Raw genomic sequence first — 18,004 nt, 5'->3', positions numbered from 1 at the left:
GCTTGCCCTTGCGCCCGCCCGGCACAAATGGCTCGATCCGAGCCCACTGATCGTCCCGAAGAACTTCGCCTTCCAACACCGCCTCCAAAAAGCAGCGTTGAATCAGAACCGCCTCTCGATGGGAATCCTAAATCGTCACCAGGCCCTAGTACTCTGGCGCATAGCGGACGTGTTATCCTCTCCCCTTGCGGGGGAGCGTGGCGGCCGACGGGTGAGGGGTCTCTCGGACCTCTCCGGACAAGGCTTTCGACCCCTCATCCGACTTGCTTGGCAGGCAACCTTCTCCCGCAAGGGGAGAAGAAAACTCCGGCCCCCACCCTTCTCGGCCCACTAGAACGTCTGCTTTCGGCGCAAGCTCGCCATCAAGGCTTTAAGGCGCGGCCTCGCCGTTGCGGCGGGATGGGGCTTGGGTTCTGGCATTCTTGAACCCTCTACCCATGGGAGAGGGTTCGAAAAGGGGGGCGCTCAAGGGGGATCGAGGCGGCTCCATCCCCATGATCCCGAACCACAACCACAGCAATATCAGAGCCCTAAAAATAGTCAGCGTCACAACCGCTGGCGCAGCTAAACCTCCCGTATCCTGATCTCACCTCGCCGCACCGGAAAGGGCGCATGGCCAGCGACCGATGCGGCGGCGGGGGACGATTGAGCGGAATTGGGCTGGAGGGGGGGTTACTTCAGCGTGTCCGGGGAGCCTGGCGTTGCAGGCCCCGCCCGCCGTCGGCGTCGTCGGAAACGACCCGGGCCGGATCCGGCTAAGCCTCAACAGGGCGCCCACCGGACGCTGCGCGACCACCTCCCCCACGGGGGGAGGACTTCTAGTCCAGGTCGAACACGAACCGGTCATGCTCGGGATGCAGACAGCCCTGATCCACCGGCGCGGCCGGATTGGCCAGGAAGGCGCGGATCATCTTGCGGGCGCAGGTGCTGCCCCGGAACACGCCGTGGGTGGTGTTGGGGATGATCGACAGCTGGCCCTGGCTGAACCGGCCGACCGCCGCCTTGGCCACGTCGGGCGGGCAGCCGGGGTCGATCTCGGCGGCCAGGAAGAAGGTCGGCAGGGCGCTGCTGACCGGCTTGGCCTCGACCGGGTCGGGCGCGCCGACGGGATAGGCCTTGCAGACGCTGAAATAGCGCCCCATCGAGGCCTCCAGCAGCCGCGCGACCGGGTCGCGCTGGGCGCCCTGGCGCATCGCCGCCTCGCTTTCGAAGGGGAATTCCTCCTTGCACAGATGGGTCAGGTGCTGGGCCTCGGCATAGCCGCTGCGACCGGCCATCTGCTCGTCCAGCCGGGCCATGTCGCCGGCCGCGAACTTGGTGACCGTCGCGGGCAGGGCGCGGGCGTCGGGGCCGCTATAGGCCGCGTCCATCAGGAAGCCGCCCAGGTCGTCGGCGCTATAGACCTGGCCGTTGATCGTCTGGGGACCGGCCAGCAGGCGGCCGGCCAAGGCGTCGAGATCGGCGGCTGGGTGCGGGTATTTGGCGCGGCAGGCGGCGTCGGCGGCGCAGCGCTTGAAGATTTCCTTCACGGCGTCCGACACCATCTCCGGCCCGCCCTGCGCCCACTTGGCCTCCGGCGTCCAGGGCGAGTCGAGCACCACGGCCCGCACCCCTTGCGGCGCGTGCTTGACCACGGCCAAGGCGATGCGGGTGCCGTAGGACACACCCATCAGGTCAACCTGTTTCAGGCCCAGGACTGTGCGCAGGTCCTGGATGTCCTTGACCACTTCCTCGGCGTCGTACTGGCTCAGGTCGACGCCAGAGGCGGTGAAGCGCTGGGCGCAGGCGACCAACTGCTGCTGCGCCGCGTCGTTCAGCGGGCCGGCGTCGTTGAGCGCCACCTCGCCGCAGTCCAGGGCCGGCGAGGCGCGACCGCCGCCGCGCTGGTCGAAGAAGATCCAGTCCTGATCGACCCCGACCAGTTCCTTGGCGACCGGGCTGCGCAGCGTGCGGCCCAGGGTCTCGACCACGCCGCCGCCGGGGCCGCCATGCAGGAAGATCACCGGCACGGCGCCGGGCCTCGGGACGCTGGCCTTGACGATGGTCACCGGCAGGGCGACGCGGCGCACGCCGGGTCCGCCGCGCGTCTCGTCGACGGTCAGGACACCGCATTGGATCGTGTTGGCGACGCCGCTGTAGTCGCCGGCGCACGGGCCTGGCGTGAACTTCGGCGCGGCGGCGTGGGCGCCGCTGGCCATGGTCAACGCACTCGCAGCCAGGGCTGCTCCCAGGATCAGACGCATGTCACCCTCGCTTTCAAAACGGCGCGACAGCAGCACGGGGCCGCCATGGCCGCAAGCACGGGTTCAGTCCAACCCCATCTCCGCCCGCAGCTGGGCCGGCGTCACCCCTGCCGCCCGCAGGTCGCGCAGGGTCTGAGCCTTGTCGCGCTTGGCGTAGCGCTTGCCGTCGGGGCCAGTCAGCAGGGGGTGGTGGCGATAGGACGGGGTCGGCAGGTCCAGCAGGGCCTGAAGCAGGCGCTGGATGTGGGCGGCCTCGAACAGGTCCTGGCCGCGGATCACCTGGGTGATCCCCTGCAGGGCGTCGTCCAGCACCACGGCCAGGTGATAGGCGACCCCGACGTCCTTGCGGGCCAGGATGATGTCGCCGGCCAACTCGGGGCGGGCGGCGATCAGGCCGGTCTCGCCGTGGGGGCCCGCGCCGTGTTCGACGAAGCTCAAGCCGTCGAACCCGCCCAAAGCCGAGCGGGCCGCGTCCAGCGACAGCCGCCAGGCAAAGGCTTCGCCTCGCGACAACCGCGCGGCTTCCTCGGCGGACGGGAGGCGCGCGCCAGAGAACGGCGTCCCCGGCTCGTGCGGCGCCCGGCCAATGTCCAGCTCCTTGCGGGTCCGGAAACAGCGATAGACCAGGCCCCTGGCGCGCAAGGTCTCGATGGCGGCGTGATAGCCGGCCAGGTGCTCGGACTGTCGGCGCACCGGGACTTCCCAGGCCAGGCCCAGCCAGGCCAGGTCCTCCAGGATCGCCGCGTCATAGTCCGGCCGGCTCCGCGTGGCGTCGATATCCTCGATCCGCAGCACGAACCGCCCGCCCTCGGCCCGCGCCGCCTCGAAGGCGGTCAGGGCCGAGAAGGCATGGCCTCGATGCAGCAGGCCGGTCGGGGAAGGCGCGAAACGCGTGGCGAAGGCCAAGCCGCGTTAGCCTTGGTCGAGCCTGGCGAACATGCCCAGATGTTCGAACACCGCGCGCAGAAAGGCCTCTTCGCCGCCAAGGGCCTCCTTCAACGGATCGAACTGCTTGAAGCCGATCATCTCGGCCAAACCGTGCCCAGCGCACCAGGCGGCGATGGTCGCCAGTTCCAGGTCGATCTCCGAGACCGTGCCGCCGCTGCGCTCGTCGATCGTGTTGCGCACCTGGCAATAGGCGCCGTCGTCCTTCAGCTGATCGGGCAGCGAATCCTTGTCGCGCGAGCAGTCGTACATCACCCGATAGATCGCCGGGTTGTCGCGCGCGAAGCAGACATAGGCCACGCCCAGGCCGGTCATTCGCTCGTTGGCGTCGGCGGCCTTCTGGCGGGCGGCGGTCAGGGCCGCGTCAAGCGCCGTCCAGCCCTCATGCGCGACGGCCTCCAGCAGCTCGCCCTTGTCCTTGAAATGATGATAGGGCGCAGCAGGGCTGACCCCGGCTTCGCGCGCCACGGCCCGGAGCGAAAGCGCGGCCGGGCCGTCCTTCTCAAGAATGCGTTGGGCGGCTTCGACCAAGGCGCGGCTGAGGTCGCCATGGTGATAGGGCCGGGCTTCTGGCGCCAAGGATTTGGAGGCGGACTTTGTCATCCCAGACACTGTTACTCCATCCGTTCCTAAAATCCATCTAAACGCTGCAAAGATTATCTTGACGCCGTTTAGATCGATGCTATCTAAGCACTGTCCAGATCGGACCAGGTCGGTTCTCCCAAGCCGAACCCGCCTCAAACCAACTCACTAAGGACGTGTGTGATGACCAAGACTTTCTTCGCCTTCGAAACCGTGCTCGACCGCATGGCTGTCGGCTTCTTCCTGGCCGCGGCTGTCGGCATCGCCGCCGCCTTGATCGGCGTGGCCCTCTGAACTGGTAGCGTTTGTGACCGACGGGATTTGCGGATCCCCCCGCTGTCCCGCCGACACGACGCCGCCTCCGCAGTAATTTAAAGCCGCCCGCGTTTGCCCGCCGGCGGCTTTGGCATGTCTTGATCAGGGCGTACGGGCCGACTAGGTCAAGGCTCCTGTCGCGGAACGTCCCGTCGCGGGCCGGATTTCCTAGTCATGACCGTTTCACCACCAGCCCAGACGGCGCGCCAATGAGCGTGGCCTTCACCAAGGAAGGTGACAGCGAAGCTTTCGCCGCCGACCTGTTGGACCGTCCGATCTCGACCCATCCCAACCTGGTGACGCCGCGAGGGCTGGCGCAACTGGAAGAGGGCCTTGCCGCCGCTCGCGCCGCCTATAGCGCCGCCCAAGCCGTCGGCGACGTCGCCCAGGATCGCACCGCCATGGCTCGCGCCACCCGCGACCTGCGCTACTATTCGGCCCGCCGAGCCAGCGCCCAACTTCGTGAACTCGATCCTACCCTGGACGTGTTGCAGTTTGGCGGGGCCGTCACCTTCGATCGCCAAGACGGTCGGCGTCAGACCTTCCGCATCGTGGGCGAGGACGAGGCTGATCCTGCCCAGGGTTCGGTCTCCTACGTGTCGCCGGTGGCGCGGGCCATGCTGGGCAAGGCGGCGGGCGACACCGCCATGGTCGCCGGCGGCGAGGTCGAGATCGTCGAGATCACCGCAGGCTAGCCGAGCGCCTGAAGGCCGGTCGCACTGCGGTGGCGGGAGTGTCGATCCCGCCGGGCAACAGGCGCGAGGGCTGATTGGCCGCCAGGGCCCAGGTCAGGGCGATCATGGGCAGGGCGTGCGAGGACATGGCGAGTTCCCGGACGAGTGAATGACCGCAAGCGACCATAACCGCGATCGTTCGGGGGCTTAGCGCAAGGATGTCTTGGTTCTGTCGCGGAGTTGGACCATCCTTTCCGAGCGTTCGGGAATGAATGGCGATTCCTGAGAATGCGTGGGAAGGAGGCCCGTCTTCAGTCCGATCGCGTATCCGCTTAATGGGGACCTGTCCGGTCCCGCATTGCGCAGAAGCCCTCCGGGCTTCCAATTTCGTTGGGGCCCTCCGGGCTCCAGTGGGAGGCCCTGATGCAGGTGCTGTCCCGTCCTCCGTCCGGCATGCCGGCGCTTGTGCTCAATGCCGACTATCGGCCCTTGAGCTATTATCCGCTGTCCCTCTGGCCCTGGCAGGAGGTGATCAAGGCGGTGTTTCTCGAACGTGTCGAAGTGGTCTCGACCTACGACCACGTGGTCCGTTCGCCCTCGTTCGAGATGAAGCTGCCCAGCGTGGTGTCGCTGAAGCAGTATGTGCCGCAGGACCGTCCGCCAGCCTTCACGCGCTTCAACCTGTTTTTGCGCGACGGGTTTTCTTGCCAGTACTGCGGGGCGCTGGACGACCTGACCTTCGACCACGTCATCCCGCGTTCCCGCGGTGGACGCACGACGTGGGAGAATATCGTCACCGCCTGCGCGCCCTGTAATCTTGGCAAGGGCGGCCGCACACCACGTGAGGCGGGCATGCACCCGTTCCACACGGCGCGCCGGCCCAGCATGCACGAGCTGCAGGATCGCGGCCGCCGGTTTCCGCCGGGCCACCTGCACGCCAGCTGGCTGGACTACCTCTATTGGGACATCGAGCTGGAGGCGTGATCTCGCCACCCAGGAAAGCACCTTGGCTCAACTTGCATCGACTCACCGCCAAGCTGACCCAGAGACGGGGGCTTGGCGAAGAGGGCTAGAGCATTTCCCGACCTGACTGCGTCAGGCCGTGAGCTCTAATCTTTTGTTTTGACGCATTCTTCTCCACGCGAACCGGAACCACTTCGCTCGAAAAATGCTCTAGATGCTGAGCAATCCGACGCTTGACGCCCATGGCCGGCAACTGTGCGCCAGGCGTCGTCTGCGATGGGCCATGGTCGCCACGGCGATCGCCAATATCGCCCTGTGGTCGGTGGTTTTCGGTCTCTAGGCCGACCGACGACTCAAGGGAAAGTGCTGCGACGCCCGGTTGGCGAACCGGACCGGGCGTTCGACGTCCGACGCGAGCGTGGAGGGTGAGAACACCGCCTTGGCGACCGGCGCCAGGCGTCGGGCGCCGCGTCGGCGGTCCTGGGCCAGGATGTCGCTGAAGCTGGCGCCGCCGCGCTGACGGGCCAAGGCGCGCAGGCCTTCGATCTGGCTGGCGAAGTGGATCACGCAGACGCCGATCGTGTCGGCCGCCAGGTCGCCGAACGAGGCGCTGCGGCCGGGGGTGAACAGTTGGGCCACCTCGACGCTCGCGCCCAGCATCACTGCGGCGATCGCCAGGTCGCGGCGGCGCATGCGCGGAAAGGCGATGAACGAAACGGCCAGCAGGGCGCCGAAGGCGAGGGCGTGGGCGACCTTGTCGCTGAGGGCGAACACGTGCTCCAGGCCCTGATAGGGACCCAGCATCAGAATGGCTGCGGATACGGCTCCGGCCACCAGGACGGCGCGGGCGGTGGTCACGACATGGTTGGGCGTCAGCATGGCTTTCCGAGCTCAGGTTTGAGCGCAAAGCCTTACTGGGACTTGGACTACAAGCCGTGAAGGAACAGGGTCAACCAAAGATGACCGATCGCGTCCGCATGGCCTCCGTCATGCCGGGCGGGTTGCGACGACGGAGGCAAGGTTGGGCTCTAAGTTTTCTTGGCGGCTTCAGCGGCCGCTTTCGCCGCGTCGTCCGTGACCTTCTTCCAGGCCTGGTACTCTTCCAGATAGGGCTGGCGACGCAGGATCTTGGAAGCTGGATCGACGATCACCGGCACGGTGTCGCCGACCTTGATCCGCCCCGCGCCGTCGGCCATGGGCAAGGTGACGAGCTTGTCGCCGACCTTGACCTCGACGGGCATCGGGAAGGGCTTGCCCGAGGGAGTCTTCCAGCTCAGCACCAGGCCGTCGCCGTCGCGGGTCTGCAGCAATTCCGGCAGCTTGGCCTGATAGAAGTAGGCGTCGAAGAACCACTGATAGTCCTTGCCCGTCGCAGCGTTGACGATGCGGATGAAATCCTTGGTGGTGGCGTAGCGCGGCTGGAAGTTGCCCGGTTTCGGATCGGGCCGGCCATAGACCAGGGTGCGCACCGACCTGAAGAACGCTTCATCGCCGATCGTGGCGCGTAGCGTGTGCATGATGTTGGAGCCCTTGGAATAGATGTCGCCGGCCGGGCCGCCTGCGGGCTTGTAGACGTCGTCCTCGCTCATGACGCGGCCGGCGACGACGGGGAACCTGTTCACGGTGGTGGCGCGCTGGGCGTTCAGGCGCGCCATATATTCCATGTCGCCGTGCAACCACTGCGAATAGAGCGGCTGCATATAGCTGCCCAGGCCCTCGTGGATCCACATGTCGTCCCAGTCGACATTGGTCACCTGGTTGCCGAACCACTCGTGCGAGAACTCGTGCTGGAACAGCCAGTCGTAGCCGTAGACGTCCTTTTTGTACTCGTTGCCATAGGCGTTCATGGTCTGGTGTTCCATGCCCAGGTGCGGGGTCTCGACCACGCCCAGCTTTTCCGAGCGGAACGGGTATGGGCCGATCATCTGCTCGAAGAAGTCCAGGGTCTGGGGGAACTCGGCGAACAGAGCCTTCACCTTGGCCGGGTCGTCGCTCTTCAGGTGCCAGTATTCGATCGGGAAGCTGTCGCCGAACCGACTCTTGTAGGTGTCGGAGATCTTCTCGTACGGGCCGATGTTCAGGGCGATGGCGTAGGTGTCGGGATGCTTTTGGCGCCAATGGAAGGTGCGCCAGCCGTCCTTCTCCACGACGTCGATCAGCACGCCGCCGGCCGGAGCCGACAGCGGAGCCGGAACGGTCACGTAGAAATCGACCAGCTCCGGCTCGCCCGTCGGGAAGTCGATGCACGGCCAGAAGAGGTCACAGCCGTCGCCTTGCACGGCCGTGGCGATCCAGGGCTCGCCGGTCGGGGCGGTCTTCCAGACGAAGCCACCGTCCCATGGCGCCTTTTCGGCCACGTGCGGCACGCCGCCATAGCGGATGCGGACCACGGTTTTGGCGCCTGCGGCCAGCGGGCGCGGCGGCGTGATGGTCAGGCGACCCTCGGGATTGGTCCAGGCCGAGGCGGGGAGAGCCTTGCCATCGACGGTCAGGCTGCTGATCGGCAGGTCGCGGTCCAGGTCCAGCACGATGCGGGCCAGGTCGGTCTTGGCCCGCAGGGTCAGGGTGGCGTCCCCCTCGATCGCCTTGCGGTCGGGAAAAACCTTGACCTTCAGATCAACGTGCTCGATGGCCAGCGCCGCCTCTTCGGCCGGCATCTGGCCACCGGTGCCCAGGGTCAGGGCGGTGGTCTCGGCCGGCTTGGCCGGCGCTGCGGCCTGGGCGCGAGCGACTTGAGCGGACGTGGCCAAGGTTAGCAGGGATGCCGCGCACAGGGCGGCGGTCCGACGAAGATGGATGTTCACCCGCAACTCCCCTCAACCCGACAATCACGGGCCGCATAATTTCAGCGACATGGGTAAGCGCGGTCGCGCCGCGCGCCAAGGGCGAAGTTTCGGGGGGAGTTCTGCCGAAGTTCCAGCGAACGCCGGTCAGATCTTCTCGCTAATCTTGATCGCCGCCCGGCAGCCGGCGCGGATCACCGCCGACAGCAGTGGATAGGCCGGCGCCTCCAGGGCGCCTTCCGCGATAGCGATCTCCTTGTGGGCCAGTTCGTCGTCGCGGAACTGGCTGAGTTCGGCGGCCAGGGCGGGGTCGCGGACCTCAAGCTCGGCGATCTGCCCGGCATAGTGCTGTTCGATCACCGTCTCAACCGCCTCGGTGCAGGCGTGGGCGGCTTTCTCACCCAGCAGAGCCGTGCCCGCGCCCAGGGCGAAGGCGGCGGCGCGCCAGACCGGCGACATCAGGGTGGGGCGCACGCCGTGTTCGCCCAGCAGTTGGTCAAAGCGGCTGAGATGGACCTGCTCGTGGCCCTCCATGTCCTTCAGCTGGCCCGCGATCCGCTCGCGCCCGGGGGCGTTGCGCATCACCGTTTGCTGGCCGCGATAGATGTGCACCGCCGCCAGCTCGCCCGCCTGATCGACCCGCAGGATCTCGGCCAGGCGCGCCTTCTGGGCGCCGAGACCGGGGCGGGGTGGCACAGGCTGGCTCATCTCAGACGGCCTTGGGTTTGCGAAGAGCGGCGAAGACCGAGGCGACGGCCAGGCCCAGCGAGATCAAGGCGTTCCAGCCCGCCATCGACAGGCCCAGAAAGACCCAGACAGCCTTTTCGCAGGATGGGGCGGCGACCTTGGCGCCCTTCAGCATGGCGATCAGGTCGTCGGTCGAGGCCGCGCCGCCAGCGGCGCAGGCCGCGGGACCAGGCCACCACTTCCATTCCGCCCCGGCGTGATAGGCCGCCAGGCCGGCGCCATAGAGAAAGCCGACGCCCAGCAACAGGATCAACGGTCGGCGCACCTTGTCCGCCCAGGCCGTGCGCGACAGCACGACGGCGACCGCCGCCACGGTCCCGGTCACCCAATAGACCTCGCGTTGCTTCAGGCACATCAGGCACGGGGCCAGCTTGCCGAAGGTCTCGAAGGCATGGGCGACGCCGAGCATGAAGGCGCAGGCGGCCAAGGCCAGCAGCGGCCAGTGCGCGACGGCCAGGTCCAGCGGGCCTCGCATCGGCGGGGCCGTGGCGAGCGCTTCGCCCGCCGGCCCCGTCGCGCGGATTTCGCTGGCCTTCGGTTCGCCGTTCTCGAGGCTGTCGATCGTCATGCCGCGCAGGCTCCGCCGCTGCTTCCCCCCAAGAAGTGGCTGGCCGCGAGGCCGATGACAAGGAGGGCGACGAGAATGGCGGCGAACAGGGCCAAGCGTTTTTCGATGACCGGCATCATGGCCGGGCCGAATTTCTTGACCACCCAGGCGACCAGGAAGAAGCGGGCCGAGCGGGTAATCGTCGAGGCGATGATGAACATCGGGAAGCTGAAGGCGGCCAAGCCTGACGCAATGGTCACCAGCTTGTAGGGAATGGGTGTCAGGCCCTTGGCCAGGATCACCCAGACGCCGTATTGGTCATACCAGCACTTGAATTCGTCCATCCCGCCAGCGTGGCCGGTGACGGTCATCATCCAGACGCCAACCGGCTTGAGGAAGAATCCGATCGCATAGCCCAGGCACCCGCCCAGCACCGAGCCCAGGGTGCAGATCGCCGCGTAGCGCCAGGCGCGGTCGGGTCGGGTCAGCACCATCGGGGCCAGCATCACGTCGGGCGGGATGGGAAAGAACGAGCTTTCGGCGAACGAGACGGCGAAAAGGCCAAGCGGGGCGTGGCGCGAGGCGGCCAGGCCCATGACCCAGTCATAGAGACGACGCAGCATGGAAGCTCCGAAATGAGGACGCGCCGTAGCTAGCAGGGGGCCACGGACTTGTCGCGGCGGTTCACGCGATCGCGTGCAATCCTATTGGAATTGCCGGCCTGGATGGCTATCACGCGCGTTCGATGGCTTTTGCCGTCCACATTGTTCGAAAGACCGTCCCATGAGCGATACGCCCCCCGATCACCTGGCCTCCAACCCGAGCAGCCCGCATCATGACGCCAGCGTGCTCGAACGCGGGGTGGGGATCGTCTTCAACGGGGTCGAGAAGACCAATGTCGACGAGTATTGCATCAGCGAAGGCTGGATCCGCGTCACCGCCGGCAAGGCCGTCGATCGCAAGGGCAATCCGATGACCATCAAGCTGCAGGGCGTGGTCGAGCCGTACTGGCGCAACGACAACGCTGAAGAGGCCTGAGACATGGTCCCGCGCCGCTTGATCGACCTTCCCGGCTTCGCCGACCTGGAGACCCGGGCGCTGATGAAGCCGTCGTTCGCCGAGCCGCAGGCGCGCGCGGAGTTTCCCGAGATCGATCAGCTGGCGCGCGACACCTTCGGTCTCACGGCCGACGAGGCCGCCGCCATCCCCGATCCGGAGGGCTGGGACGGCATTGACGTCAAGGCGATGCGCGACCAGGCCGACGCATTCGAGCTTGAGGGCTGGGACGTCACCGACGACAAGCGCCGGCCATTGCGGATTCTGGGCCATTTCAGCCATCCGCTGTGGCTGGCCTTGCGCGGAGTGGCCGGCCATCTGCCATTCGCGCCCGAGCCGGACGAACACGATCCTTCGGCCACTTCCCTGGCGGCCGAAGCGGCCAAGTTTCGACGCGACAAGCGGTAAGGCGGGCGCCGCTACTTCTTCTTGCCGAGCTCGGCGGCGATGTCCTTGATCGAATTGCCGACCTTGCGGTGGGCGGCGACGATCTGGTCGCGGGTCACACCCCAGCGTTTGCACCAGTATTCCACCTGGTGGCGCTCACGCGGATCAAGCCGGTCCTCGTCGCGGAAGTCGCGCTTGCCCTTCGGAATACCCATCGCCGTGTCTCCTCGTCGTGCGCAGCGCCTATCCTGCACGCGAAGCGTTGTCGAGCTAATGGCGCGATACGACAACGGACCTGGAGATCGATCTTGAGCGACCCCGACCCCGACCTCGAAGCCATGGCTCAGGACGAGCTGTCGCGCGCCATGACCCTGACCTGGCGAGACCTCAACAAGGTGATTCCCTGGGGCGACACGTTCGAGGGCGTCTCGCCGGCCGGCCGGAATGTCGAGGTCGAGCGAAACTATCTTTGGGCGACGCAGAGCGGCGGAGACATTCTGTGCGAAGTGGCCGTCTACGGCGGTCCTAGCCGCTACGACCAGGGCGCCAAGGCGCGCGGCGTGATTTCCCGACCTTTCGCGTAACCTTGGTCGTGCAACTCGGCTCCGCTTGCGTTAACCCTATCACTCTTGATGTCTGATGCTGGAGGGGGCGCGGTGTACCAGTCAGAGTTTCCTGTCGAGACGCCGGTGCCGATCTTCGATCCCACCCTCCTGGCGGGGATCGCCCTCGTCGTGGCGGCCGTGGCCATTCTCACCTATTATGTCGGCAAGCATGTGGGCGGTCGTGGCCGCGACGACCGCTGGCGCGACGTGCCCAGGATCATCCACGAGGCGATCAAGCTCAAGTGCGTGGCGGCTACCAGCGCGCCCTCGGGCGAGCTGTTCTGGAAGGCTCAGGATCTGGTCGAGGAAGTCCAAAGGCGGGTCGGGCCGATCCTGATGTTCGGCGGACCCTGCGCAAAGGCGCTGAAAGGCGTCTCCGAGGCGCTCAAAGGAGAGCCGGTCGAGGAAAAGCCCAAGGAAAAAGACAAGTCCAAAGGCGCGCACGACAAGAAGGACGACAAGCACGGCGGGCATGGCCATGGGCACGACGCTCACGGCGCCAGTCACAAGGCGGAAACCGAGCTGGAACTGACCGCGGCGAATGTCACCATCCTGGGCGGTCAGACCTTGGTGCTGACGGGGCGCCGTCCCGGACACGAGCCCGACCATGGACATGACGAACACAAGGACGAAGAGCCCAAGGTCCTTGACCACAAGGACTATGCTCGCCAAGTCCGTATGGCTGTCGTGGAATTTTCCGATTTCTGGAGTCGCGGCGATTGCCTGAAAGAGCTGGAACGTTGCCAGAAGGTGCTGACTCATACCGACCCCACGCTAAAGCGCCTAAACGAGCGACGGTCGCACGAAGAGTTTTGAGCACGGCGGCGCCCCTTCCCTGGGCGTCCTCAAGGCCGGATGCGCAACCGGCGAGCGAAACGCGCAGTTTCCTTCCTCCGCGAACGGGCGCGATTGAGCCGCGCCAACTGGCTGGGCCAAATCGATCCCAGTCGACGCGAGCGGACGCAAGAGTCGCGGGCGTCTGGAGGACAAAAGGAAGGACGGCATGGCCGCTACGGTCTCACAGATGATTCCCGCCCCGCCCGAAGGCGCGCCCGAGCACGTCTCGCTGGCGGACTATCTGCCCTACCAGCTGGTCATCGCCGCCAACGCGGTCACCAAGCTGATCGCCCGCGCCTATGAGGACCGCTTTGGCCTCAGCATACCGCAATGGCGCCTGATGTCGGTTCTGGCCGAGGGGCCGCTGACCCAGCAGGCGGCGGTGACCAAAACCGCCATGGACAAGGTGCGGGTCAGCCGCGCCGCTCAGGATCTCGTCGAGCGTCGCCTGGCTGTCCGCCTCAGCAACCGCATCGACCGCCGCTCGCACAGCCTCGAGCTTACCGCCGCCGGCCGCCGCCTGTTCGCCGAGATCGTGCCCATGGCCCGCGCCTACGAGGCGGCCTTGCTCGCGGGCCTCGCGCCGGGCGAGGTCGCGACGCTTAAGCGCCTGCTGGGACGTCTCGAGATCGCCGCTGGCACGCTCTACGGGGCCGATACCGCGCCAGGCTAGTGGGCCCAGATCCACGGTTCGGACGATCGCGTGTGGAAAGCGCCTCAAGGCGTCTGGAAGTTCACGCCCGCCTTTGCTAGGAAGCACTCCCCTCGCCGAGACGCCCTGACGTCCGGCTTTCTGAAATGGGGACACGGCCTTGCTCTCAAGCGGGCCGGCGCCGTGCGGGCGTGGTGGAACTGGTAGACGCGCCGGACTCAAAATCCGGTTCCGAAAGGAGTGCCGGTTCGACCCCGGCCGCCCGCACCATAATCTTTCGACAGCGGCCGCCTAAAGCAAGCCGCGCGATGTAGGAATCGCACGGCTTGCTTTAGACTTTTGTTTTCGCATCGCTTTTGCGGAAAACCGGTGGCCACTTTTCCGCGCGATGCTCTAGGCTCACCGTCCCGGATCGAAGTCCGGCGTTTGGGCCGTCACATAGGCCTCCCAGCCCGCGCGATCATGGAAGTCGAGGCCTTTGTCCCAGGCCGAGCCCATGTAGTAGACGAACGGCTTGCCGGGCTCGACCTTGATCAGGACCAGGTAGTTGTCGGCGTCCTGGCGCACCTCGACCAGGGCCTTGGGATCCACCATCAAGGCGACACCCATCGTGCCTTTCACCGGATCGGTCGGCTCCCAGTAGGAGACGCGGCCCCTCGCCAGGTCCTTGGTGAGCGCGCCGCCTGCGCCCTGATGCGTGGCCTTGCGCTTGCTGATGCCGATGCCGATCACCAGCGGGCCGGGCTTGTCGGAGCTGATGGTCGAGACCATCCGCGTGAAGTTTGAGCCCAGCGGCAGGGTGAAGGTGCGGGTCTCCCAGACCTTGCGATCCACATCGACCGGCCAAGGCGCGTAACTCACCTTGAAGGAGGCCACGTCGTCGCCGGTCTTGAGGATCTCGTAGGACTTCCAGTTGCGCGACACCCACAGCTTGTTGTCCTGCCAGACGCCCAGCCCGCCCGCGCCGCGAAAGGTGTTGACGTCGTAGAAGTCCAGCCCCTCGCCGTGGAAGTCGTGCTGTTTTCCGGTCTTCAGCTGGCGCTCCATGAACGGCCAGCGCACCAGCTTGCCCCAGGCGTCTATGCCGGAGGTCGAGGGCGGCTCATAGGCCTGCAGGGCGGGGCCGTAGATGCGATGGGCCGTGCGGTCGTTTTCCCAGAGGATGTCGTCGTAGCGATCGGGCGCGTAGCTGACGACGGCGCGGGGCTTCTGGCCGTCGGCGTCGGGCTTGACCAGGACCGGCTCCACCAAGGGTGGCAGGGTCGGCGCGGCTTGGGCGATGGCGAGGGCGGCAATAGCCAGGGACGCCGCCAGGGCGAGGGTGAGAATCCGCTTGGACATGGAGTGATCCCGTTTCTCTAGATTTCGGTGCGGCGTGCCAGTTCGCGGCGCTGTTCCGCCATTTTCTGGCGGGTCTGTTGCAAGGCGTCCTGCTCAGCCAAGGCCAGCAGGTCGTCGATCACCTGGGCCAGGTGAAAATGGATCGCCTGGCGCGCGGCCCTGGGATCGCGTTGGCGCAGGGCCGCGACGATCTGGCGATGCTCGTCTATGAAATCACCCCCGCCATTGCTGCGGGCGCGGCGCAGCAGGGCGGCGCAGGCTGGGGATTGCTGGCGCAGGGTCCACAGGTCCTCGACACCGGCCTCGATGGCGGCGTTGCAGGTGGCGCGGGCGATGGCGAGGTGGAACGCCTGCTCCAGGCGCTCGACCTCGTCGGGCGAGACGCAGCGCCCCATCTGGACGACCAGTTGGTCAAGGTGGGCGAGGTGTTCGCCGGCGATGGTGGCGGCCGACAGGGCGCAGGCCTCGCCCTCGAACAGTCGCCGCGCCTCGGTCAGTTCCAGCGCGCCAACCTCCAGGTCAGCGGTGTCCTCGACCACCGGGGAGGCGTTGACATAAACGCCCGAGCCCTGCCGCGCCTCGACCAGGCCCTGGAACTCCAGGGCGATCATGGCGTCGCGGATGGTGGGCCGGCTGACGCCGAAGTCATCCGCCAATTCGCGCTCGGACGGCAACTTGTCGCCCGGTCCATATCGGCCTTCGCCAATGGCGGTGGCGATTGCCCGAGCAATCTGCTGATAGAGCTTTTGAGGATCGGCGGAGCGGGTCATGTCGATCATCCTAGCGGGGGCGAGAGGCGGAGCAACCGAGCTCACGGCTGCGCCGCGCTCCCGGGCGCAGGCGACAGCCGAGAGACCTCGCTGGCCGCCAGCAGGAAGGCGCCGACGCCGTAGAGCTGGGTGTCGTCGGGACCTACCTGGTCGGGCGCCGCGCCCACGCGCTGCACCCAGCCCAGCTTGCCGTCGGGCTCGACCGCCGAGACGAGCGCGCTCCAGCCCTTGTCGATCGCTGGGCGGTAGCGGGCGGCCGGCAGCACCCCGTGGTTCACGCCCCAGGCCAGGCCGTAGACGAAGAAGCCGGTGCCGCTGGTCTCCGGCGTCTGTTGTGGCTCCAGCAGCGAAACCGGCCAATAGCCCTGCTCGCCCTGCAAGGTGACGATCTTGGTCGCCATCTGCCTGAACAGCGCCTCGTAGCGCGGGCGGCTGGGATGGTCCTTGGGCAGGTCCTGCAGGATGCGGGCGACGCCGGCGAAGGCCCAGCCATTGCCGCGCCCCCAGAAGATCTTGGCCCCCGCGTCGCTGCGCTTGGCGATGAAGCGGCTGTCACGGAAATAGAGGTGGTCGTTCTGGTCGTAGAGCAGGCTGGTGGTCGCCCAGAACTCGCTGTCGGCAGGGGCCAGGTAGCGCGGATCGCCTGTCTCCTTCGACAGGGAGATCCAGGTGGGCGGGGCCATGAAGATGGCGTCGCTCCAGCACCAGCGGGCCTGGCAATAGGGATCACCGCCCTGGGGGGGCTTGGCCTCGAAACCCAGATCGACGCTCGAAGGGCTGGCCAGGACGGTGTCGAAGCGGGCGCGGACCGGGGCCAGCTTGGCGGGGTCATGGGTGCGGGCGGCGGCCCAGACCCAGACCGCGCCGGTGGCGTCGGCATCGGCGTGGCGCGGGCGCTTGTCGAAGCCCCAGCCCTCGGCCTGGCCGTGGGCGAGGATGGCGTCGGTGTATTTGGGCGCCTTGGCGGCGTCGGCATAGGCGGTCAGGCCGATATAGAACGCCGCCTGGATCCAGTCGCGGGGCGCCTCGGTGTCGCGCCGAAACTGCGAGGCGGGCACGTAATCGAAATTGTCCATGTGGCTCAACTGCCAGTCGGCGACGCGCGCGCCCTCGACCAGGGCCGAGCTCTGAACGGCGGCGCCAGGCTTGGCGGGCGTCGCGGCGCAGGCTTGCAGCAAACCGATCAGGGCCGCCGCGACCAGAAATGCTCCCAACAGGCGTCGCGGCATCGTGTCGTCTCCCTAGGTCGTCTTGTTCTTGTCGGTCCTGCCAACCCGCTTCAGCGCAGATCGGCCAGGCTGAAGGTGTCCATGTCGTCGAAGTCCAGGTTCTCGCCGCCCATCGACCAGACGAAGCGGTAGTCGGCCGTGCCAACGCCGCTGTGCATCGACCAGCTAGGCGAGAACACCGCCTCGCCGTCGTCCATGAATACCGTGCGCGGTTCGGAAGGCTCACCCATGATGTGCATCACCCGGGCCGGGGCGGCGTCGAAATACATGTAGATCTCGCTGCGGCGCCCGTGGGTTTGGGGCGGCATGGTGTTCCACACACTGCCGGGTTCAAGCTCGGTGAAGCCCATCACCAGTTGGCAGGTCTCGACGATGCCGGGGCGGATGCTCTGGCGGATCACCCGGCGGTTGGCGGTCTTCTGATCGCCGGCCTGGATGACGCGCGCCTCGTCCTTGCGCACAAGGCGATTGGGATGGGTCGCGTGGGCGGGATAGCTGACAAAGTAGAACTTGGCGGGATCCTCCGGCGCGCCGCCGCCAAACACCACGTCGCGCACCCCGCGGCCGATATAGAGACTGTCGTGGCGGTCCAGATCGTGGCGAACGCCGTCCAGGCTGATCCAGCCTGCGGCGCCGATATTGACGACGCCCACCTCGCGGCGTTCGCAGAAATAGCTCGCCGCCAGGCGGCGATCGGTGGGCAGGGCCAAGGAAGCGCTCAGTGGCATGGCGGAGCCGACGACAGCGCGGTCGACCTCGACATAGGTCATGGAGACCTCGCCTGGTCTGAACAGGTCGCTGATGACGAAGGTATCGCGAATCGCTCGCGCCGGCATGCGGCGCAGTCCCTCCCGGTCGGTGCTGGGACGCAGGTTCATGCCGTCGGAGGGTGTCATCAGCCGCGTTTCAAGTTGTGGACGCGAGCGCTGGCGACGTGGTCACTCCTGAAGTCGTTGCGAGCCTGGTTCATGCGCCCTCACTGATGTGACCAATTTGGTATTACCAATTAGCGGCGAGATGGAAAAGCTAAATGACCATCTCCTTGCCAATTTCGCGAAGCCGAAAGGGAGGTCAGCACGCCGATCGGCGTGAAAGCTCAAACAAGTCAACATACAGGCTGGATATAACGTTGATTTCAGCCCTGGCTTGGCAAGTTACATTTCCGTTCGTCATTTTGGTCTGACCAAGTTGACGCCAAAAAATGGCCGGAGCAACCGGTGGGGCGTCCACGAGGGAGGGGAAGCATCATGAATATCCAACGGGCTTTGTTGCCTTCACGGCCGTGATCGCGGTCGCCAACAACCTGCTCGACCAGCGTTAGGCCTAGG

The 18,004-nt window shown here is 66.5% G+C and carries 22 protein-coding genes, 1 tRNA gene and 1 pseudogene; 9 read left to right on the top strand and 15 right to left on the bottom strand.

Annotation, left to right across the window (positions count from 1 at the left end; genetic code table 11):
• The 4 genes and pseudogenes from ACP7AG_RS18200 to ACP7AG_RS18185 all read right to left on the bottom strand — a co-directional run.
• Positions 1 to 79, bottom strand: a pseudogene (locus ACP7AG_RS18200) (IS5/IS1182 family transposase); the annotation flags it as partial.
• Between the two features lie 739 nt (positions 80 to 818).
• Complete coding sequence (locus ACP7AG_RS18195; protein ID WP_426032553.1) at positions 819 to 2,243, bottom strand: alpha/beta fold hydrolase; 1,425 nt, start codon at positions 2,241 to 2,243, stop codon at positions 819 to 821.
• Positions 2,244 to 2,306: 63 nt separating this feature from the next.
• Positions 2,307 to 3,149 (bottom strand): tRNA glutamyl-Q(34) synthetase GluQRS, encoded by an 843-nt coding sequence (gene gluQRS, locus ACP7AG_RS18190; RefSeq protein WP_426032551.1) that lies wholly within the window; start codon positions 3,147 to 3,149, stop codon positions 2,307 to 2,309.
• A 6-nt stretch (positions 3,150 to 3,155) separates the two neighbouring features.
• Complete coding sequence (locus ACP7AG_RS18185; protein ID WP_426013886.1) at positions 3,156 to 3,791, bottom strand: TetR/AcrR family transcriptional regulator; 636 nt, start codon at positions 3,789 to 3,791, stop codon at positions 3,156 to 3,158.
• Between the two features lie 503 nt (positions 3,792 to 4,294).
• On the opposite strand from ACP7AG_RS18185, the gene greA reads away from it, so the two are divergent.
• Positions 4,295 to 4,780, top strand: coding sequence for a transcription elongation factor GreA (gene greA / locus ACP7AG_RS18180; protein WP_426032549.1), 486 nt, complete (start codon positions 4,295 to 4,297; stop codon positions 4,778 to 4,780).
• On the opposite strand, the gene ACP7AG_RS18175 is transcribed toward greA, so the two are convergent.
• Positions 4,767 to 4,907 carry a hypothetical protein gene (locus ACP7AG_RS18175; RefSeq protein ID WP_426032547.1) on the bottom strand — a complete coding sequence of 47 codons (141 nt, stop codon included), beginning with the start codon at positions 4,905 to 4,907 and terminating at the stop codon, positions 4,767 to 4,769. The genes greA and ACP7AG_RS18175 overlap by 14 nt on opposite strands.
• A gap of 272 nt (positions 4,908 to 5,179) precedes the next feature.
• Here ACP7AG_RS18175 and ACP7AG_RS18170 point away from each other — a divergent pair, with 272 nt between their 5' ends.
• Both ACP7AG_RS18170 and ACP7AG_RS18165 read left to right on the top strand, forming a co-directional pair.
• Positions 5,180 to 5,743 (top strand): HNH endonuclease, encoded by a 564-nt coding sequence (locus ACP7AG_RS18170; RefSeq protein WP_426014227.1) that lies wholly within the window; start codon positions 5,180 to 5,182, stop codon positions 5,741 to 5,743.
• A 193-nt stretch (positions 5,744 to 5,936) separates the two neighbouring features.
• The gene (locus ACP7AG_RS18165; protein ID WP_426013882.1) at positions 5,937 to 6,062 is read left to right on the top strand and encodes a hypothetical protein; all 126 of its coding nucleotides are present in this window, start codon (positions 5,937 to 5,939) and stop codon (positions 6,060 to 6,062) included.
• Here the strand turns inward: ACP7AG_RS18165 and ACP7AG_RS18160 are convergent.
• The 5 genes from ACP7AG_RS18160 to ACP7AG_RS18140 all read right to left on the bottom strand — a co-directional run bounded on the left by ACP7AG_RS18160 (position 6,059) and on the right by ACP7AG_RS18140 (position 10,422).
• Positions 6,059 to 6,601 (bottom strand): VanZ family protein, encoded by a 543-nt coding sequence (locus ACP7AG_RS18160; RefSeq protein ID WP_426032545.1) that lies wholly within the window; start codon positions 6,599 to 6,601, stop codon positions 6,059 to 6,061. The genes ACP7AG_RS18165 and ACP7AG_RS18160 overlap by 4 nt on opposite strands.
• A gap of 149 nt (positions 6,602 to 6,750) precedes the next feature.
• A complete protein-coding gene (locus ACP7AG_RS18155) occupies positions 6,751 to 8,526 on the bottom strand; it encodes a M1 family metallopeptidase (protein WP_426013879.1) in 1,776 nt (591 codons plus the stop codon).
• A gap of 126 nt (positions 8,527 to 8,652) precedes the next feature.
• Positions 8,653 to 9,213, bottom strand: a complete 561-nt coding sequence (locus ACP7AG_RS18150) for a demethoxyubiquinone hydroxylase family protein (protein WP_426013878.1) — start codon at positions 9,211 to 9,213, stop codon at positions 8,653 to 8,655.
• 1 nt (position 9,214) lies between these two features.
• Positions 9,215 to 9,820: a disulfide bond formation protein B gene (locus ACP7AG_RS18145; protein WP_426032543.1), complete on the bottom strand. Its 606-nt coding sequence runs from the start codon at positions 9,818 to 9,820 to the stop codon at positions 9,215 to 9,217.
• On the bottom strand, positions 9,817 to 10,422 hold the full coding sequence (locus ACP7AG_RS18140) for a YqaA family protein (protein WP_426032541.1): 606 nt from the start codon (positions 10,420 to 10,422) through the stop codon (positions 9,817 to 9,819). The genes ACP7AG_RS18145 and ACP7AG_RS18140 overlap by 4 nt, the downstream gene beginning before the upstream one ends.
• Positions 10,423 to 10,582: 160 nt before the next feature.
• Here ACP7AG_RS18140 and ACP7AG_RS18135 point away from each other — a divergent pair, with 160 nt between their 5' ends.
• Positions 10,583 to 10,837 carry a DUF3297 family protein gene (locus tag ACP7AG_RS18135; RefSeq protein WP_426013873.1) on the top strand — a complete coding sequence of 85 codons (255 nt, stop codon included), beginning with the start codon at positions 10,583 to 10,585 and terminating at the stop codon, positions 10,835 to 10,837.
• A 3-nt stretch (positions 10,838 to 10,840) separates the two neighbouring features.
• On the top strand, positions 10,841 to 11,263 hold the full coding sequence (locus ACP7AG_RS18130) for a hypothetical protein (RefSeq protein WP_426032539.1): 423 nt from the start codon (positions 10,841 to 10,843) through the stop codon (positions 11,261 to 11,263).
• An 11-nt stretch (positions 11,264 to 11,274) separates the two neighbouring features.
• On the opposite strand, the gene ACP7AG_RS18125 is transcribed toward ACP7AG_RS18130, so the two are convergent.
• Positions 11,275 to 11,457 carry a DUF3606 domain-containing protein gene (locus tag ACP7AG_RS18125; RefSeq protein ID WP_426013869.1) on the bottom strand — a complete coding sequence of 61 codons (183 nt, stop codon included), beginning with the start codon at positions 11,455 to 11,457 and terminating at the stop codon, positions 11,275 to 11,277.
• A 123-nt stretch (positions 11,458 to 11,580) separates the two neighbouring features.
• Between ACP7AG_RS18125 and ACP7AG_RS18120 the strand changes: the two genes are divergently transcribed.
• From ACP7AG_RS18120 to ACP7AG_RS18105, 4 genes are all read left to right on the top strand, one after another.
• Entirely contained in the window at positions 11,581 to 11,826 is a 246-nt protein-coding gene (locus ACP7AG_RS18120; protein ID WP_426014225.1) for a hypothetical protein, read from the top strand.
• Positions 11,827 to 11,898: 72 nt separating this feature from the next.
• A complete protein-coding gene (locus ACP7AG_RS18115) occupies positions 11,899 to 12,663 on the top strand; it encodes a hypothetical protein (protein ID WP_426032537.1) in 765 nt (254 codons plus the stop codon).
• 187 nt (positions 12,664 to 12,850) lie between these two features.
• Entirely contained in the window at positions 12,851 to 13,357 is a 507-nt protein-coding gene (locus tag ACP7AG_RS18110) for a MarR family winged helix-turn-helix transcriptional regulator (protein WP_426013866.1), read from the top strand.
• 164 nt (positions 13,358 to 13,521) lie between these two features.
• A tRNA-Leu gene (locus ACP7AG_RS18105) sits at positions 13,522 to 13,606 on the top strand.
• Positions 13,607 to 13,735: 129 nt separating this feature from the next.
• Here ACP7AG_RS18105 and ACP7AG_RS18100 read toward each other — a convergent pair.
• From ACP7AG_RS18100 to kduI, 4 genes are read right to left on the bottom strand one after another with little or no spacing between them, the layout of a single operon-like run.
• Positions 13,736 to 14,677, bottom strand: coding sequence for a DUF4861 family protein (locus ACP7AG_RS18100; RefSeq protein ID WP_426032535.1), 942 nt, complete (start codon positions 14,675 to 14,677; stop codon positions 13,736 to 13,738).
• 17 nt (positions 14,678 to 14,694) lie between these two features.
• Positions 14,695 to 15,456, bottom strand: a complete 762-nt coding sequence (locus tag ACP7AG_RS18095; RefSeq protein WP_426032555.1) for a FadR/GntR family transcriptional regulator — start codon at positions 15,454 to 15,456, stop codon at positions 14,695 to 14,697.
• 32 nt (positions 15,457 to 15,488) lie between these two features.
• The gene (locus tag ACP7AG_RS18090) at positions 15,489 to 16,676 is read right to left on the bottom strand and encodes a glycoside hydrolase family 88/105 protein (protein WP_426032533.1); all 1,188 of its coding nucleotides are present in this window, start codon (positions 16,674 to 16,676) and stop codon (positions 15,489 to 15,491) included.
• 50 nt (positions 16,677 to 16,726) lie between these two features.
• Complete coding sequence (gene kduI, locus ACP7AG_RS18085; RefSeq protein WP_426032531.1) at positions 16,727 to 17,572, bottom strand: 5-dehydro-4-deoxy-D-glucuronate isomerase; 846 nt, start codon at positions 17,570 to 17,572, stop codon at positions 16,727 to 16,729.
• Positions 17,573 to 18,004 lie beyond the last annotated feature (432 nt).

Source organism: Caulobacter sp. DWP3-1-3b2 (genome assembly GCF_049896325.1).
Taxonomy (GTDB): domain Bacteria; phylum Pseudomonadota; class Alphaproteobacteria; order Caulobacterales; family Caulobacteraceae; genus Caulobacter.
The sequence above is the reverse complement of the archived record's forward strand: the minus strand, read 5'-3'. Positions and strand labels throughout refer to the sequence as shown.

Bases quoted from the DNA above. Each gene is read 5' to 3' on its own strand.
- ACP7AG_RS18130 (WP_426032539.1), top strand. From the start codon at position 10,841: ATGGTCCCGCGCCGCTTGATCGACCTTCCCGGCTTCGCCGACCTGGAG.
- ACP7AG_RS18150 (WP_426013878.1), bottom strand. From the start codon at position 9,213: ATGAGCCAGCCTGTGCCACCCCGCCCCGGTCTCGGCGCCCAGAAGGCG.
- ACP7AG_RS18160 (WP_426032545.1), bottom strand. From the start codon at position 6,601: ATGCTGACGCCCAACCATGTCGTGACCACCGCCCGCGCCGTCCTGGTG.
- ACP7AG_RS18140 (WP_426032541.1), bottom strand. From the start codon at position 10,422: ATGCTGCGTCGTCTCTATGACTGGGTCATGGGCCTGGCCGCCTCGCGC.
- ACP7AG_RS18165 (WP_426013882.1), top strand. From the start codon at position 5,937: ATGCTGAGCAATCCGACGCTTGACGCCCATGGCCGGCAACTGTGCGCC.
- ACP7AG_RS18125 (WP_426013869.1), bottom strand. From the start codon at position 11,457: ATGGGTATTCCGAAGGGCAAGCGCGACTTCCGCGACGAGGACCGGCTT.
- ACP7AG_RS18185 (WP_426013886.1), bottom strand. From the start codon at position 3,791: ATGACAAAGTCCGCCTCCAAATCCTTGGCGCCAGAAGCCCGGCCCTAT.
- kduI (WP_426032531.1), bottom strand. From the start codon at position 17,572: ATGACACCCTCCGACGGCATGAACCTGCGTCCCAGCACCGACCGGGAG.
- greA (WP_426032549.1), top strand. From the start codon at position 4,295: ATGAGCGTGGCCTTCACCAAGGAAGGTGACAGCGAAGCTTTCGCCGCC.
- ACP7AG_RS18135 (WP_426013873.1), top strand. From the start codon at position 10,583: ATGAGCGATACGCCCCCCGATCACCTGGCCTCCAACCCGAGCAGCCCG.
- ACP7AG_RS18145 (WP_426032543.1), bottom strand. From the start codon at position 9,820: ATGACGATCGACAGCCTCGAGAACGGCGAACCGAAGGCCAGCGAAATC.
- ACP7AG_RS18195 (WP_426032553.1), bottom strand. From the start codon at position 2,243: ATGCGTCTGATCCTGGGAGCAGCCCTGGCTGCGAGTGCGTTGACCATG.
- ACP7AG_RS18110 (WP_426013866.1), top strand. From the start codon at position 12,851: ATGGCCGCTACGGTCTCACAGATGATTCCCGCCCCGCCCGAAGGCGCG.
- ACP7AG_RS18090 (WP_426032533.1), bottom strand. From the start codon at position 16,676: ATGCCGCGACGCCTGTTGGGAGCATTTCTGGTCGCGGCGGCCCTGATC.
- ACP7AG_RS18100 (WP_426032535.1), bottom strand. From the start codon at position 14,677: ATGTCCAAGCGGATTCTCACCCTCGCCCTGGCGGCGTCCCTGGCTATT.
- ACP7AG_RS18175 (WP_426032547.1), bottom strand. From the start codon at position 4,907: ATGTCCTCGCACGCCCTGCCCATGATCGCCCTGACCTGGGCCCTGGCG.
- ACP7AG_RS18120 (WP_426014225.1), top strand. From the start codon at position 11,581: ATGGCTCAGGACGAGCTGTCGCGCGCCATGACCCTGACCTGGCGAGAC.
- ACP7AG_RS18095 (WP_426032555.1), bottom strand. From the start codon at position 15,456: ATGATCGACATGACCCGCTCCGCCGATCCTCAAAAGCTCTATCAGCAG.